This is a genomic window from Nitrospina gracilis Nb-211 (genome assembly GCF_021845525.1).
GTDB lineage: Bacteria > Nitrospinota > Nitrospinia > Nitrospinales > Nitrospinaceae > Nitrospina > Nitrospina gracilis_A.
The window spans coordinates 2827277-2841958 of record NZ_JAKJKD010000001.1; the positions used below are offsets into that span (position 1 = coordinate 2827277).

Consider the following 14682-nt stretch of genomic DNA (forward strand, 5'->3'; position numbering starts at 1 on the left):
CCTAATCCGTAACCTTGATGCCCATGCTTTTCGCGGATCCCTCGATGATCTTCATCGCTGCGTCCACATCGTACGCATTGAGGTCCGCTTTCTTGATTTCGGCGATTTCCTTCACCTGCGCCCGAGTGACGGTGCCCACGTTTTCCTTGCTGGGATGCGTCGAACCCTTGGCGATGCCCGCCGCCTGCTTGAGCAGAACCGAGGCGGGCGGAGACTTGGTGATGAAACTGAAACTACGGTCCTCATACACCGAAATGACGACCGGAATGATCATGCCTTCCTGGCCCTGCGTGGCGGCGTTGAACGCCTTGCAGAAATCCATGATGTTAACGCCGTTCTGACCGAGCGCCGGACCCACGGGCGGCGAAGGCGTCGCCTGCCCGGCGGCTATCTGCAGCTTGATCTGCGCCGCGACTTTCTTTTTCTTAGTGGCCATGTTGTCTCAACCTTTCGAATTCGTACTGCTCACACTTTCTCAATCTGCGGAAATTCCAGCTCCACCGGCGTCGCCCGTCCGAATATGGAAACCATGACCTTGACCTTACCCTTGTCGTGGTTGACTTCCTCCACGGTGCCATTGAAGTTCATGAACGGGCCGTCGATCACGCGCACGCCCTCGCCCTTCTCGAACTGGAACTTCGGCTTCGGCCGCTGGGACTCGCCCTTGACCTGATCCATGATTTCCTTGACCTCCGCCTCGGACAAAGGCGTCGGCTCCGTGCCGCCCAGAAAACCGGTGACCTTCGGCGTGTTCTTGATGAGGTACCAGACGTCCTGGTCCATATCGACCGAAATCAGCACGTACCCGGGCAGGAACTTGCGCGAACTGATTTTCTTTTTGCCCTGGCGTACCTCCACGACTTCTTCCGTGGGAATGACGATCTCTCCCAGCTTGTCGCGGACGCCGTGGTGCGCAAAGCGCTCCTCCAGACTCAGCTTAACCTTGTTCTCATAGCCGGAATAGGTATGAATCACATACCAGTCCTTACCCTTGGTCACCGCGTTCTCCATATCCTCGCTCATCCGGAAATCATGCCCTCCACGATTTTGGAAAGGATCGTATCCACGATCCAGAGAAACAGACCAATGAACGCCACCACGACGAACACCACCATGGTTCCACCGACAGCTTCCTTGCGGGCAGGCCACGTGACCTTCTTGACTTCCGCTTTGACTCCGGACAAGAATTCTTTACTTTTTGCGAGCATGGACCATCCGACACGTAAGTACGCAGGCCAGGAGGGATTCGAACCCCCAACCCCTAGATTTGGAGTCTAGTGCTCTAACCAATTAGAGCTACTGGCCTATCTCATTTCCTGAAGGCCACCGAAGGAGGCGCCTGCATACGACAGACCCCCGCCGGTCTCCCGGCGCAACCCGACCCAACTGATGAGTTGTTATTTAGTTTCTTTGTGAGGAGTGTGCTTCCTGCAGAACTTGCAATACTTGCTGAATTCCAAACGGCCCGTGGTTTTCTTCTTGTTCTTGGTGGTGGAATAATTCCGTCGCTTACACTCACCGCACGCCAAAAGTACAATATCCCTCATCGCTCAACTGTTTCCATCAGAAAGAAGAACCGGATCCGGCCCCGGCTCTTAAAGTTTCAGGTTGCTCCGGCAACGTTTTTTTTACTTCTCTATATCAAAAAACGGCAAGCCCACGATCGGGATTGAACCGATGACCTCTTCCTTACCAAGGAAGTGCTCCACCACTGAGCTACGTGGGCCTGATAATTCATGCCACTGTTTTGGAGCGGGAAACGGGACTCGAACCCGCGACCCTCAGCTTGGAAGGCTGACGCTCTAGCCAACTGAGCTATTCCCGCTGGAACCGTAGTTTGAAAATGGTGGGGAGAGGAGGATTCGAACCTCCGAAGGCTGAGCCGCCAGATTTACAGTCTGGTCCCTTTGACCGCTCGGGAATCTCCCCAGCTTCTGAGGTTGAAACAACCCCTGACAAAAAAAATAAAAAAGGGCTCCTAACTTCCTGAACCCAAAAGATCTTTGATTACAATATGTTACACAGGCGACACGGGCGCCCTTTGGCCTCCCCCCGCAAACCTTCTGCCTGCGGTTTCAACAACCGGGCCCTGTCAACCCACGTTATGTGCGCGAAAATATGGATTCTACTTGTTTGTTTCGATTAGTGTCAACAAAAAAGAATTAGATCCGGGCCAAATTTGAGGCTGGGGGATTTTCCGCCAAAATCCCGTTTCAATTTATCATGGATTTCACAAGGGAAACAAATTTTTTTGGACCCGCAGGACAATTTTTTCCGTTTTTCCGACCGTTTCACAGAATCCCCAACAACTTCTACGCTTTCAATTAGTTAGCGCTCACCTTCCGGACCAGCCTCAGTGGGCACCGGGGTTCCGTAAATCATCACCCAATCCACTTCCTCGCGCCCGCTTTCAAATGGTATATCGAACCAATCGCCTGACTTTTCATCCATGCGGAACGCTATGAGGTCGGCGGGGCGGCCGGGCTCCACGGTTCCGGCCTCGCTGTGCAAGGCTTCGGCCCCCCAACGGGTGGCCATTGTCAAAATTTCGGCCCGGCTCATATTCGGCAACATGGACTCGGCGAGCTTCAATTCGCGCAGAAAGTTCAGAGACTCGTTGCTGGCCAATGAATCCGTGCCCAGTCCCACCGGCACGCCCCGGTCCACCAGTTGGCGCACCGGCATATACTGCTCCCGGCCGAACCAGCAGGTGCTTCCGGGACAGAACACGGCGGTGACGTTCCGCCGGGCCAGCAAATCGACATCCGCCGTCACGTCGTTCAGATGCACGCCAACCAGGCCCTCCAGCGCGCCCAACCGGTCGAGGTAGGCAACCGGCCCTATCGCGGGCGGCTGCCAGGCGGCATCGTACGCGCCGCGCTTTTCCAGCAGATGGCGCATCGGCCCGTTGCCGGTGAGCAGGAATTCGTTCTCTTCCGGCACCTCCGCCACGTGGCAGGACATGGGACAACGGTAACGGCGGGCGATGGCTTTCAATCTGCGGAACAACTGCGGCGAGACGGAATACGGAGCGTGCGGGGCGATGCCCAAGCGGATGCGCCCTCCCTGTGATTCGTGTTCCTCGAGCAAACTCTCCACCCGCGCCGCCCGGGCTTGCGCGTCTTCCTCCGGGAAACCGAGCGTCTCCAGAAACAACACCTGCCGGAACGGCAGGCCCGCCAGTTCCACCAGCAGTTCCGGGTGCGCCAGGTAATCCCCCAGCAGGGTGACGCCGGAGCGCAACATGGATTGACTGTGCCGGTGGAGCGCGCCCACCCGGTCGGTCCAGCCGAGCGCGGTGTTGGCGGCGACCACATCCAGAATCCAGTCGGCGAACGGCGTGCCCGGCGTCAGCCGGCCCTCCAGCGCGCACAGGCCCATATGGCTGTGGGCGTTGACGAAGCCGGGCAGAAGCAGGTGACCCGTGAGGTCGATGGTGGGGACGGGATCGTCCGGGGTGACGGTGTCGCGGATCGACTCCACCCGCCCGTCTTTCACCCACACCTCTCCGCCTTCATACTCGCGGCCGGTCATGGTGACCAGCCGTTCAAAGAGAATGCGCGTGCGGACCGGTTCGGTCATAACCCTGATTCCTTCAATCAATGCAGGTCGGCGGAGATGCCCCAGCCTTCGTTTCGGGAGATGGCGTCGTTGTCGCGGCCGAGGGAATAGCGGTCCGCACCCCCGCCGGTGTCGAACAGGAACCCGAAACTGCCCTGCCCCGCCACCGGGTCGAACAGACCGAATCCCTGACCCAGGTCGCGGCAGGCGTATTCGTCATCGCCTGCGGTATCCACCAGCATGCCGATGCCGTCGCCGTTGCCCGCGCCCTGCGACAGAAGACTGCTGGTGTAGCGATCGTCGCCCGCTCGGTCGATCAGCATGCCAACCCCGGTTTCGTGACCGACACCCTGCGACACTCCGGCGTGCGACAGGTAATCATCATCCCCCCCACTGTCCAGGAGCAACCCCGCGCCCTGACGGAAACCGGCGCCCTGTGCGTAACGTCCTGCCAGGTAGCGGTCGTCCCCGTTCCCATCATGCAGGATGCCCAGTCCGTACGTCTGCCCTGTGCCCTGGGCGAAGTAATCGGCGACGTAGGTGTCGTTGCCGTTCTGATCGGAGAGGATGCCGACGCCGCCGGACACCTGGATCAGGCTGTCCCAGCGGTCGTAGCCCAGCCCCACGCCCTGCGACATGGAACGGAATGCCAGAATGGGCTCGGAATAATCGGCGAACAAACCGCCGGAGGTGTAGCGGTCCTGTCCATCGGCGTCCACCAGCAGACCGTAGCCGCCGGTGGCGCCCAGCCCCTGGCCGTAAATGGAATTGGAAAAGGCATCGTCGCCACCCGCATCCGCCAGAATGCCGATGCCCAGGAAGCCCGCACCCTGGCAGAACACGTGGCATTGATAACGGTCCTGCCCGCCGGTGTCCACCAGCACGCCGATTCCGAGGAACCCCGCACCCTGCGAAAAGTGGTCGGCCACATAATGGTCGTTGCCGCCGAGGTCGAGCAGGAACCCCGCGCCCAGAAGGCCCGCTCCCTGCCGGCCCCATCCGCGCGACAGGTACAGGTCGTCGCCGGCGAAATCGATCATCACCATGTTGCGCCGCCCGACGTGGCTCGCTCCCGCCGTATTGAGGTAACGGTCGTTGCCTCCGAGATCAATGATCACATCGGCGTCATCGCTGTACACGTTGGACTGTCCATCGCCGATCACGATGGTGATGCCCGCCGTGCGGATCACCACCCGGTCGCGTTCCTCACGCACCACCCATCCCTGCCGGAAGGGTTGAAAGGACGCGCCGTCCTGTTTCCAAGCTTTCAGCCATTCGACGTCGAGGGCATCGGCGATCTGTTTTCCCGCAGCGAGGAGTTTGTGACGGTCCACTTTGAGCGCGGTCTCGAACCACACCAGGAACCGGTCTTCCATTTCGCGCTTTTCGATTTCCGTGCGGTGGAGGGTGTCGTCTTCCAGGTCCTGCAACAGCCAGTCGCGGATTCCGGTTTCGAGGGTGCTCACTTCCTCCACTGTCAATTGCGAAAGCGCCTCGCGCCTCATCGTTTCCGCCCGGTTCATCGCCGCGGCCAGGCGGTCGATGAACTCGCCCAGGTCCGCGGGCGGTGCGGGTATCTTTTCTTCACCGTCTTTCATGTCCAGAGCATCGAGTCCCGCCTGAATCAGGGACCCTAACCGGTGCACCTCAGCGGAAAAGGACCGGTTGACGGAACGCGTGAGCAAGTGCGTTAACCAGGGCAGGTCCATCGGACGGTGGAGGGTGTAATTCACCTCGCCCACGCGGAAGGGGTTGGACTCACCGCCGGCGAAGGCGGTGGTCAGCACGCGTTCGGAGGTTTTTTTCATGGCGCGCAGGGTTTTTTGAAATTCGTCCTGCATGCCTTCGCGCTCCAATGTCTGCGAAAAAAAAGTTTCCCTCGCCTCGGCGTGAAGCCGGTCCAGCTCCGGATGCACGGGCAAAACGGCGGGATGGGTCGGGATGGGATCGAGCGTGAGCGCCATATCCATCACCACCTCGCCGCGCAGGAGTTTGAGTTGCAGGTTGCCGCCCGCCCCGACCTGCGCCACGCGGTTCTTGAAATGCACGACCAGCGAGTTCTCACCACCGAGTTCCAGCGGTTCGTTGTTGACGGCGACGATGCGGTCGGTGACCAGCAAACCCGCCTTGTCCGCCGTCGAGCCGGGATAGACACGGTGCACCCGAAGCGCGGGGGTGAAATCGTCCGCATCCGGCAAAAACACCGGCTTGGTCTCGCGCGGGGCTATGCCCAGCCAACCCGCCTGTTGGGTTTCCTGAAGCCCGGTCACCACCGGCACCTCTTTCTTGAGGGTCGGCAACCCCAGCAGGGGATACAGGGAAAACAGGTCCGATCCGCCGCCGGATGCGGACAGCTCTTCCGCGGGCGCATGCGACTCGACCGGCGATAATGGGCCCTCCGCCCGCGCTCCCGCGGCCGGCCCCAAAAGAATCATCCCCGCGCAAATCACATGACACGCAAGACGCATCACCACCCGGCCACCCTGTTCGTTCATCGCGTTCACGTTCACTCGAGTTTCAAAACCACGTCTGCCGGCGGTAGGCGGAGTACGCCTCGCCGAATTTGTTTTGCAGGGCGCGTTCCTCCTGCCGGGCACGCACGATGTTGAGCGGCACCACCACAACAAAAAGATAAACCATTCCCTGTACCGATCCCACCGCAAGAAATAATCCGAAAAACGTGAGCTCAATGCCCCGGTACACCGGGTGCCGCACATAGCGGTACACGCCACGGCTCACCAGCCGGTCGCCGCCGGGAAGGACCGCCAGGGACTTTCCCAACTGCGCCATCGCCACAATCCAGAATAAAAGACCCGACAAACCGATCGTCAACCCGGCATACACCAGGGGCCGCACGCCGAATCCAAAATGCTTCGGGCCGAGCCACGCCACCAACAACGCACCGAGATACACGGACGGAATGGCAATGGTGAGCACCAGGCCTTTGATCGGGGACATCGCTTCGGCGGCAGGACCTTCCGCCTCGCGGCCCGCATCAGGTTCCGGCACCGGCACCTCCCACGCGTTCATCGACGGACTCCGGCACGATCAGGCGCAACCAGTCTTCTGCGCCTTCCACCACTTCCAGCGAAACACGGAGCACGCGCCACGGCAAGCCGAACGCGTGATCGAAAAACTTAACGGCATCCTTCTCCGTGGTCACAAGCCACTCGGCGCCATTTTCGCGGGCGCGCGTCTCGATTTCTTTCAAATCCTCGTCGCGGTAGGCATAATGATCCGGAAACGCGAACTTCGCCACCACTTCCGCGCCCAGCGCCTCGAGCGATGCCTTGAAGTCGGCGGGATTGCCGATGCCGCAGAACAATCCGACGCGCCGTCCCTGCAATTCCGCAAGCGGCGTGACCTGGCCCGTGGGCGGATGGATGAGGTCGAGCGGTCTGAGTTGCGTGGCGATGACGGGAACCTGCTTCGGGTTGTGCGCGATCAGGCCGTTGTTCACGGAAGGACGGTAGCGGGTGAGGCAGATGACATCGGCGCGCTCGATCTCTTCCAACGGCTCGCGCAGTTCGCCCGCCGGGAAAATGTACCCGTTGCCGAACGGGTCCTGGTGGTCGCACAAAAGAATATTGAGGTCGCGGTGCAGTGGCAGGTGCTGGTAGCCATCGTCGAGAATCAGCACGTCCGCGTCCAGGTTGTCGATGGCGAAGCGTCCGCTGGCAAAACGGCTTTTCGCGGTGAGCACGGGCACGCCTTCCAGCCGGCGCGCCATCATCACCGGTTCGTCCCCGGCCTCGGCCGGAGACAGCAGAACCTCTTTGCCGTCGCTGACCACGTTGACCGCCAGCGGCGACTCGCCACCGTAACCGCGGCTCAACACCGCCGGACGGTAGCCGTACCGCTTCAGGGTTTCGGCGATGCACACCACCGTCGGCGTTTTGCCGGTGCCGCCCAGGGTCAGGTTGCCGACGCTGATGACGCGTTTCTCCAGCTTGCGCGTCGGCAGAATTTTCAGGCGGTAACAGGCCACGCGCAGTCTCTGCGCCAGGCCGTAGAACAACGACACGCTTCTCAAAAGCAGGTACAGTGGCACGTGGTAGAAACGGCGGCCGGGCGAGATGACCTGGTAGAACAAGGACTCAATGCTCATTTTTGTTTTCGGAATCCCCGGCGCATCCCCAAAACGCCTGTATCTGGTTTATAATCAAAGCCATGATTGTGATCTATCATCTTATCACAGGCCTCGTGTTTATGGCGGTTTCGCCTTTCGTTCTGGCGCGGATGGCGTACGACCCCGACTTCCGCGGCAAGATGCGGGAACGCTGGAGCAACTGGAAATCCCTGCCTGTCTGTAAAGACACGCTGTGGGTGCACGCGTCTTCGGTGGGCGAGGTGCGGGTGGCGCGGGTGTTGATCCGTGGCCTTCTGCAACGCTTTCCGCATCACCAGGTGGTGCTCTCCACGTTCACGCCAACGGGATACCAGCAGGCGGTGGAGTTCGATCTCTGTCCGGTGTTCCGCCTGCCGCCGGATTTGTTCTGGCTCAACGCGGGCGTGCTCAACCGCCTGCACCCGGCTTTGCTGGTATTGATCGAGGCCGAGTTCTGGCCGGGACTCCTGCACCAGTGCGCCGGACGCGACATCCCGGTTCTGCTGGTCAACGGCCGCATGTCGCGCAAGTCCGCAAGACGCTACCGGCAGATCGCACCTTTGTTCCGCTGGATGGTGGCGGGCGTGGACCGCTTCGCCATGCGCTCCCAGGAAGACACGGACCGCCTGCTCGGCCTGGGCATCCCGGAGGCGCGGGTGGACACCACGGGCAACATGAAATTCGACGCCCTGCCGGAAGCCGCCGCCGGTGAACAGAAACAGGAAGACCGCACGCTCATCGTGTTCGGCTCGACGCGCCCCGGCGACGAACCGCCCATCCTCGACGCCATCACCCGCCTCACGCAGGAAATGGAGAACGCGCCGAAGCGGTTCGTCCTCGCGCCGCGCCACCCACAACGCTGTGATGAAGTGGAGGCGATGCTCCTCAACCGCGGCCTGCCGTACAAACGGTTCAGCGAACTCGATGGGCCACCGGACGAAGACACCACCGTCATACTGGTGGATGCCATCGGCCACCTCAACGATTTTTACCGGCAAAGTCAACTCGCGTTCGTTGGCGGCGGGTTCAGCCCGGAGTTCGGCGGACAAAACATCCTCGAGCCCGCCCTGCACGGCGTGCCGGTGGTGTTCGGTCCGCACATGGACAACTTCAAAGAAGAAGCGCGCCTGCTGGTGGAGTCCGGCGGCGGCATTCAGTTGAAAAGCGCCGACGATCTGTATCCGACCCTGCGCGAACTGCTCCTGCAACCGGAGGACATGCAACTGCGCGGACGGCTGGCGCGCGAGACCATCGAAAAAAACCGCGGCGCCCTGGACGCCAACCTGCGCATCCTCGAACAACTGCTGATGCCCACAACCGAGTGACCGGACACTTTTATGCCCCTTCTTTATCACACTCTGTCGAGCCTCGCCGCGATCCTCGTTCTGCCGCTGTTTTTTTTCTACGCCATCATCAACGGCAAAAAAACGCGCGGGCTGGGCCACCATTTCGGCTACGTGCCGAGAGTGAAGCGGGAGGCAGGGCGGCCGCTCGTCTGGGTGCAGGCGCTGTCGTTCGGCGAGGTCAACGCCGCCGCGCCGGTACTGCGCCGCCTGCACGAGGACCGGCCCGATCTCGACATCGTGGTGTCCGTCACCACCGACTCCGGTTACGACGGCGCGCTCCGCCAGATTCCCTTTGCGCGCCAGATCTTTTTTCACCCGCTCGACTGCTGGCCGTTTCTCAATCTCGCACTGGCGCGCCTGCGCCCGGATCTCTACGTGCTCACCGACACCGGTTTCTGGCCGGGCATGATCTACCTGCTCAAAGCGCGCGGCATCCCGCAGATATTATTCAACGGCCGGCTTTCGGAGAAGTCGGTCAAGTGCTATCGCTTCGTCAAACCGTGGGTGCAGGGACTGCTCAACCGCTTCGACCTCATCTGCATGCAAAGCGAGGCGGGCCGGCAGGCGATGGTGAGCCTCGGCGCGGAACCGGAAAAACTGCGCGTGGTGGGCGACACCAAGTACGACGGACTCAAAACCGTCGGCGAGCCGGAAGGCTTCCGCCTGCGCGAGGCGTTGCGCATCCCGGCCAGCCATCCGGTGTGGGTGGCGGGGAGCACACATCCGGGCGAAGAAGCCATCGTGCTCGACGCCTACGAACAACTGCGCGCGCGGTTCCCCAAGCTGACGCTTCTGCTCGCGCCACGCCGCCTGGAACGGGTGGGCGAGGTGATGGGACTGATCGAGGCGCGCGGCCTGAACGCCATCCGCAAAAGCGAGTTGAAGCCGGACGACTCCCACGGCCGCGATGTGATCGTGCTCGACACCATGGGCGAGCTGGCGAAGCTGTATGCCGTGGGCGACGTGACGTTTGTCGGGCGCAGTCTCATCGCGCCGGGCGGCGGGCACAGCCTCATCGAACCGGCGGCGCAGGGCAAGGTGGTTCTGCACGGACCCCACGTCGAGAACGTCCGGCACTCGGCGGACGAACTGGGCGCACTCGGCATCGCCATCGAGGTCGCCGATGCCGACAGCATGGCCAAACGCATCACCGAACTGTTTGAGGAAGACACCCTGCACGCGCGGCTGACGGAAAAAGCGGTGACGCTGGTGAAGGAAAAAAAAGGCGCCTCGCGCGAAATGGCGGCACTGATCTTGAGAGCCTTAGATGGGGCGAACTGAAAAACGGGGGGTGCCCTACTCTTCGTGCGAAGGTGTGGGGACGCTTGTCGATACAGTTTGCTTCGCAGTGAGTTTGCTCACCACGTACACGGCAAGCGTCGCCAGGGTGAAGGCGGGGATCATTTCATAAAGCAAATCTTTCAAACCGGTGTGGTACCAGACGACGGTGGTGACGAATCCCGTCACCATGCCGGCAATCGCGCCTTCGCGCGTCACGCCTTTCCAGTACAGCGAGAACAAAATCACCGGACCGAAGCTCGATCCCAACGCCGACCACGCCAGCAGAACAAACCAGAAAATCACGTGCGTTTCCATCAACGAGATGATCATTGCGCCGAGGCCGAGCACCAGCACGGTAAAACGGCTGATGCGCACGATCTGTGCGTGCGTGAGGTTGGGGTTGATCATCTTCGAGTACACGTCGTGCGCCACGGATGAAGTGGCGACGATGATGAGCGCCGAGACGGTGGACATGATGGCCGCCATCACCCCGGTCAGCACCACGGCGGTGAGGCCCGTCGGCAACAGGTCCGTGGCGGCGCGCGGGAACAGGTGTTCGGGATCGTCCAGCTCCGGGTACAGCGCGTTGCCGCAGATGCCCAACAGGATCGCCGAGCCGTACACGAGGAAGCCCCAGCCGAGGGCGATCCACACGCCGGTCTCGATGACTTTCTTGTCTTTCGCCGCCATGTAACGGTTCAACACCTGCGGCTGGCCGGGGTAGCCGAGGCCGATGCCGAGCAGTCCGATCATCGAGCCGAAGAACACGGCGGTCGGTTTGCCGCCCATCCACTGCAATGTTTCCGGCGAGGCCTGCCCCACCTGCTCCACCATGCCGCTGTACCCGCCCAGGTGCACGAACCCGACCACCGCCAGCACCACCAGGCCCGCGACCATGATGAGTCCCTGCACGAAATCGGTCCATGCCACGGCGAGAAAGCCGCCCATCATGGTGTAGACGATGATGATCGCGCCGCCGACGGGAATGCTGATGTAATGCGGGATGCCGAAAATGGCGTCGAAGGTTTTGCCGATGCCGGTGAACTGCGCCGCCACGTACGCCATCATGCTGAAAAAAATGATGCCGACCGACAGCACGCGCAGCACGCGGGTCTTGTCGTGAAAGTGCGCTTCGAAATAATCGGGGAGGGTGATGGCGCCGGTGTCGAGCGAGTGCTTGCGCAGGCGTTCAGCGAGCAAGAACCAGTTGAGGGCGTACCCGAGCAGGCAACCGGGCAGGAACCACAACGCGGCCAAGCCGTCCTTGTACGCCAGCCCCACCGTGCCCAGCACCGCCCACGCGCTTTCCGATGAGGCGGTGGAGGACACCGCCGTCACCCACGCTTTCAGCGAGCGGTCGCCGAGAAAATAGTGCGATGCGGATTTCTGGTAACGCGAGGTCACCCAGCCGATGGCGAGCATCAGCAGGACGTACAAGCAGAAGACGACGATGATGGCGCCGGACAGTTCCGTCATACCCACCATTGTAAAGCGTCTTCAGCCGAAATTCCATGCGGCGCGTTCCGCGTGAAATACCTCCACCCCACCAACGCGTACATAATGTATAGGGAACTTTAACAGCAGGAAGTGGGTGGACTCCCCCTTTACAAGGGGGGACCGATCGATCTCCCACTTGCATTTTTATCCGTGTTCATCGGTGTCCATCTGCGGTTAATTAAGTTGTTTACTCATTCGCTCCCGGCCTGACCGGGTCCACCACGTGGAGGAGAGACAGGATCATGCCTGGTCGGTGGACTTAAATCTACTGGCTCCTACTAAATACAACCCGTTGTGTCCAGACTCAGTCTGGGTGGAAACGGCGGGCGGTTTTGGTTACTATACGGCTTTCGGATCCATTCACCTTTTTCTCCACGAGGACCCATCCCGACCATGCAGGACTACGATCACAAGGCTATTGAAGCGCACTGGCAGGAGCACTGGGACACCAACCGGTCGTTCTCCGTCACCGAAGACCCATCGAAGGAAAAGTACTACCTCCTCGAGATGTTCCCCTACCCCTCCGGGCGCATCCACATGGGCCACGTGCGCAACTACACCATCGGCGACGCCCTCGCCCGCTTCAAGATGATGAAGGGCTACAACGTCCTGCACCCCATCGGCTGGGACAGCTTCGGCATGCCCGCGGAAAATGCCGCCATCCAGCACAAGTCGCACCCCGCCAAGTGGACGCTCGAGAACATCGACACCATGCGCACGCAGTTGAAGCGCCTCGGCCTCAGCTACGACTGGAGCCGCGAGGTCGCCACCTGCAAGCCGGACTACTACAAATGGAACCAGTGGTGCTTTCTGAAATTCCACGAACGCGGCCTGGTGTACCGCAAGAACTCGACGGTCAACTGGTGCGAGTCGTGCCAGACGGTGCTCGCCAACGAACAGGTCATCGACGACCGGTGCTGGCGTTGCGACAACGTGGTGGTCAAAAAGGAACAGGAAGGCTGGTTCTTCAAAATCACCGAATACGCCGACCGCCTGCTGGAGGGATGCAAGGAACTGGAAGGCGGCTGGCCGGAACAGGTGCTGGCCATGCAGACCCACTGGATCGGCAAGAGTTTCGGCGCGGAGGTGGACTTTACGGTCAAGGGCGCAAAGGAGACCATCCGCATTTTCACCACGCGGCCGGACACGCTGTGGGGCGCGACGTTCATGGTGCTCGCGCCGGAGCATCCTCTTACTAAAAAACTGTCGCGCGGCACGGAACAGGAACAGGCGGTCGATGACTTCATCAAAAAGGTGCAGAGCCAGGACACCATCGCCCGCACCGCCGAGGGCGGCGACAAGCTGGGCGTGTTCACCGGCGCCTACGCCATGAACCCGGTCACCGGCGAGTCCATCCCCGTGTGGTCGGCCAACTTCGTGCTCATGGATTACGGCACCGGCGCCATCATGTCCGTCCCGGCGCACGACCAGCGCGACTTCGAGTTCGCAAAGAAATACGATCTCAACATCCGCGTCGTCATCGAGCCGCCCGACGGCACCCGCGACCCGGCGCACCTGAAATCGGCGTTCACCGAGGAAGGACCGATGATCCAGTCCGGCGGATTCGACGGCCTCGCCGGTGAAGAGGCGCGGCTCCAGGTGTGCGAGCATCTGAAAGCGAAGGGCATCGGCGAGCGCACCGTCAACTACCGCCTGCGCGACTGGGGCGTGTCGCGGCAACGCTACTGGGGCACGCCGGTGCCGATGGTGTTCTGCGACGCCTGCGGCACGGTGCCGGTGCCGTACGATCAGCTCCCCGTCGAACTGCCGCTCGACGCGCAGTTGGGTGAGCGCGGTCAGTCGCCGCTCAAAACGCTCGACAGTTTCATCAATACGACGTGTCCGAAGTGCAACGGTGCGGCGAAGCGCGAGACCGACACGCTCGACACCTTCATCTGTTCATCGTGGTACTTCGACCGCTACACCTCGCCGCACGCCAGCGACGCGCCGTTCGAGAAAAAGACGGTCGATTACTGGATGCCGGTCGACCAGTACATCGGTGGCATCGAGCACGCCATTCTGCATCTGTTGTACTCGCGCTTCTTCCATCACGTGTTCCGCGACCTGGGGCTGGTGCAATCCAATGAACCGTTCTCGCACCTGCTCACGCAGGGCATGGTCATCAAGGACGGCGCCAAGATGTCGAAGTCGAAGGGCAACGTGGTCGATCCCGACCGCATCATCGAGCGTTACGGCGCGGACACGGCGCGGTTGTTCATCCTGTTCGCCGCGCCGCCGGTGAAAGATCTCGAATGGAGCGACCAGGGCGTTGAGGGTTGCTCGCGGTTTTTGAAACGTGTGTGGCGGCTGTTCGTGGAGTTGCAGGATGCGGTGCAGGGCGTCACACCGTCGAACGGCGGCGATGCGCTTCCCGACGAACTCAAGGAGCTCAGGCGGCAGACGCACGTGACCATCAGGCGCGTTTCCGATGACGTGGAAAAACGCATGCAGTTCAACACGGCCATTGCGGCGACGATGGAATTCATCAACCACCTCTACACGTTCAAGGACTGGTGGAATGCACAGAAGAAACCGCAAGAGGAGCACAAGGCGGTCCTCAGGCAGGCGCTGGAGTCGCTCGTCCTGCTTCTCAGCCCGTTCGCACCGCACATCGCCGAGGAGATGGCCTCGCAGTTGAATTTTTCAAAAGCCACGCACGAATGCGCCTGGCCGCTTTATGATGAGAAGTACATGCAGGCCGACGAGATGACCATCGTCGTGCAGGTGAACGGCAAGGTGCGGCAGAAGTTGTCCGTGCCATCGGAGATCGGCGACGACGACCTCAAGCAGCAGTGCCTCGCCGACGAACGCGTCCGCGAATGGCTGAACGGCAAGGAGCCGAGGAAGGTGATCGTCGTGCCCAAAAAGCTGGTGAATATTGTTGTCTAG

12 protein-coding genes and 4 tRNA genes are annotated in these 14682 nt (G+C 61.1%); 3 read left to right on the forward strand and 13 right to left on the reverse strand.

Annotation, left to right across the window (positions count from 1 at the left end; translation table 11 throughout):
• Position 1 precedes the first annotated feature (1 nt).
• The 12 genes from rplK to lpxK all read right to left on the reverse strand — a co-directional run bounded on the left by rplK (position 2) and on the right by lpxK (position 7669).
• Positions 2–436 carry a 50S ribosomal protein L11 gene (gene rplK, locus J2S31_RS13355; RefSeq protein ID WP_237099656.1) on the reverse strand — a complete coding sequence of 145 codons (435 nt, stop codon included), beginning with the start codon at positions 434–436 and terminating at the stop codon, positions 2–4.
• 29 nt (positions 437–465) lie between these two features.
• On the reverse strand, positions 466–1023 hold the full coding sequence (gene nusG / locus J2S31_RS13360) for a transcription termination/antitermination protein NusG (RefSeq protein ID WP_237099657.1): 558 nt from the start codon (positions 1021–1023) through the stop codon (positions 466–468).
• Complete coding sequence (gene secE, locus J2S31_RS13365) at positions 1020–1208, reverse strand: preprotein translocase subunit SecE (protein ID WP_237099658.1); 189 nt, start codon at positions 1206–1208, stop codon at positions 1020–1022. The genes nusG and secE overlap by 4 nt, the downstream gene beginning before the upstream one ends.
• Positions 1209–1231: 23 nt before the next feature.
• Positions 1232–1306 (reverse strand) — tRNA-Trp (locus J2S31_RS13370).
• Between the two features lie 91 nt (positions 1307–1397).
• Positions 1398–1547, reverse strand: a complete 150-nt coding sequence (gene rpmG, locus J2S31_RS13375; RefSeq protein ID WP_237099659.1) for a 50S ribosomal protein L33 — start codon at positions 1545–1547, stop codon at positions 1398–1400.
• A 107-nt stretch (positions 1548–1654) separates the two neighbouring features.
• Positions 1655–1726: transfer RNA gene (locus J2S31_RS13380), tRNA-Thr, on the reverse strand.
• Between the two features lie 22 nt (positions 1727–1748).
• Positions 1749–1825 (reverse strand) — tRNA-Gly (locus J2S31_RS13385).
• Between the two features lie 19 nt (positions 1826–1844).
• Positions 1845–1929 (reverse strand) — tRNA-Tyr (locus J2S31_RS13390).
• Positions 1930–2328: 399 nt separating this feature from the next.
• The gene (locus tag J2S31_RS13395) at positions 2329–3582 is read right to left on the reverse strand and encodes an amidohydrolase family protein (protein WP_237099660.1); all 1254 of its coding nucleotides are present in this window, start codon (positions 3580–3582) and stop codon (positions 2329–2331) included.
• A gap of 17 nt (positions 3583–3599) precedes the next feature.
• Positions 3600–6065 (reverse strand): hypothetical protein, encoded by a 2466-nt coding sequence (locus J2S31_RS13400; RefSeq protein ID WP_237099661.1) that lies wholly within the window; start codon positions 6063–6065, stop codon positions 3600–3602.
• A 13-nt stretch (positions 6066–6078) separates the two neighbouring features.
• Entirely contained in the window at positions 6079–6591 is a 513-nt protein-coding gene (locus J2S31_RS13405; RefSeq protein ID WP_237099662.1) for a methyltransferase family protein, read from the reverse strand.
• Positions 6557–7669, reverse strand: a complete 1113-nt coding sequence (gene lpxK / locus J2S31_RS13410) for a tetraacyldisaccharide 4'-kinase (RefSeq protein ID WP_237099663.1) — start codon at positions 7667–7669, stop codon at positions 6557–6559. The genes J2S31_RS13405 and lpxK overlap by 35 nt, the downstream gene beginning before the upstream one ends.
• Positions 7670–7770: 101 nt before the next feature.
• Between lpxK and J2S31_RS13415 the strand changes: the two genes are divergently transcribed.
• Positions 7771–8994: a 3-deoxy-D-manno-octulosonic acid transferase gene (locus J2S31_RS13415; RefSeq protein WP_237099664.1), complete on the forward strand. Its 1224-nt coding sequence runs from the start codon at positions 7771–7773 to the stop codon at positions 8992–8994.
• A 12-nt stretch (positions 8995–9006) separates the two neighbouring features.
• A complete protein-coding gene (locus J2S31_RS13420; protein ID WP_237099665.1) occupies positions 9007–10296 on the forward strand; it encodes a 3-deoxy-D-manno-octulosonic acid transferase in 1290 nt (429 codons plus the stop codon).
• Positions 10297–10311: 15 nt separating this feature from the next.
• On the opposite strand, the gene J2S31_RS13425 is transcribed toward J2S31_RS13420, so the two are convergent.
• Positions 10312–11772 carry a sodium/proline symporter gene (locus J2S31_RS13425; protein WP_237099666.1) on the reverse strand — a complete coding sequence of 487 codons (1461 nt, stop codon included), beginning with the start codon at positions 11770–11772 and terminating at the stop codon, positions 10312–10314.
• 414 nt (positions 11773–12186) lie between these two features.
• Here J2S31_RS13425 and leuS point away from each other — a divergent pair, with 414 nt between their 5' ends.
• Positions 12187–14682 carry a leucine--tRNA ligase gene (gene leuS, locus J2S31_RS13430; RefSeq protein ID WP_237099667.1) on the forward strand — a complete coding sequence of 832 codons (2496 nt, stop codon included), beginning with the start codon at positions 12187–12189 and terminating at the stop codon, positions 14680–14682.

What these genes read in the sequence shown, in the direction of transcription:
- rplK (WP_237099656.1), bottom strand. Translation starts at nt 436, where the DNA reads ATGGCCACTAAGAAAAAGAAAGTCGCGGCGCAGATCAAGCTGCAGATA.
- nusG (WP_237099657.1), bottom strand. Translation starts at nt 1,023, where the DNA reads ATGAGCGAGGATATGGAGAACGCGGTGACCAAGGGTAAGGACTGGTAT.
- secE (WP_237099658.1), bottom strand. Translation starts at nt 1,208, where the DNA reads ATGCTCGCAAAAAGTAAAGAATTCTTGTCCGGAGTCAAAGCGGAAGTC.
- rpmG (WP_237099659.1), bottom strand. Translation starts at nt 1,547, where the DNA reads ATGAGGGATATTGTACTTTTGGCGTGCGGTGAGTGTAAGCGACGGAAT.
- J2S31_RS13395 (WP_237099660.1), bottom strand. Translation starts at nt 3,582, where the DNA reads ATGACCGAACCGGTCCGCACGCGCATTCTCTTTGAACGGCTGGTCACC.
- J2S31_RS13405 (WP_237099662.1), bottom strand. Translation starts at nt 6,591, where the DNA reads ATGAACGCGTGGGAGGTGCCGGTGCCGGAACCTGATGCGGGCCGCGAG.
- lpxK (WP_237099663.1), bottom strand. Translation starts at nt 7,669, where the DNA reads ATGAGCATTGAGTCCTTGTTCTACCAGGTCATCTCGCCCGGCCGCCGT.
- J2S31_RS13415 (WP_237099664.1), top strand. Translation starts at nt 7,771, where the DNA reads ATGGCGGTTTCGCCTTTCGTTCTGGCGCGGATGGCGTACGACCCCGAC.
- J2S31_RS13420 (WP_237099665.1), top strand. Translation starts at nt 9,007, where the DNA reads ATGCCCCTTCTTTATCACACTCTGTCGAGCCTCGCCGCGATCCTCGTT.
- J2S31_RS13425 (WP_237099666.1), bottom strand. Translation starts at nt 11,772, where the DNA reads ATGACGGAACTGTCCGGCGCCATCATCGTCGTCTTCTGCTTGTACGTC.
- leuS (WP_237099667.1), top strand. Translation starts at nt 12,187, where the DNA reads ATGCAGGACTACGATCACAAGGCTATTGAAGCGCACTGGCAGGAGCAC.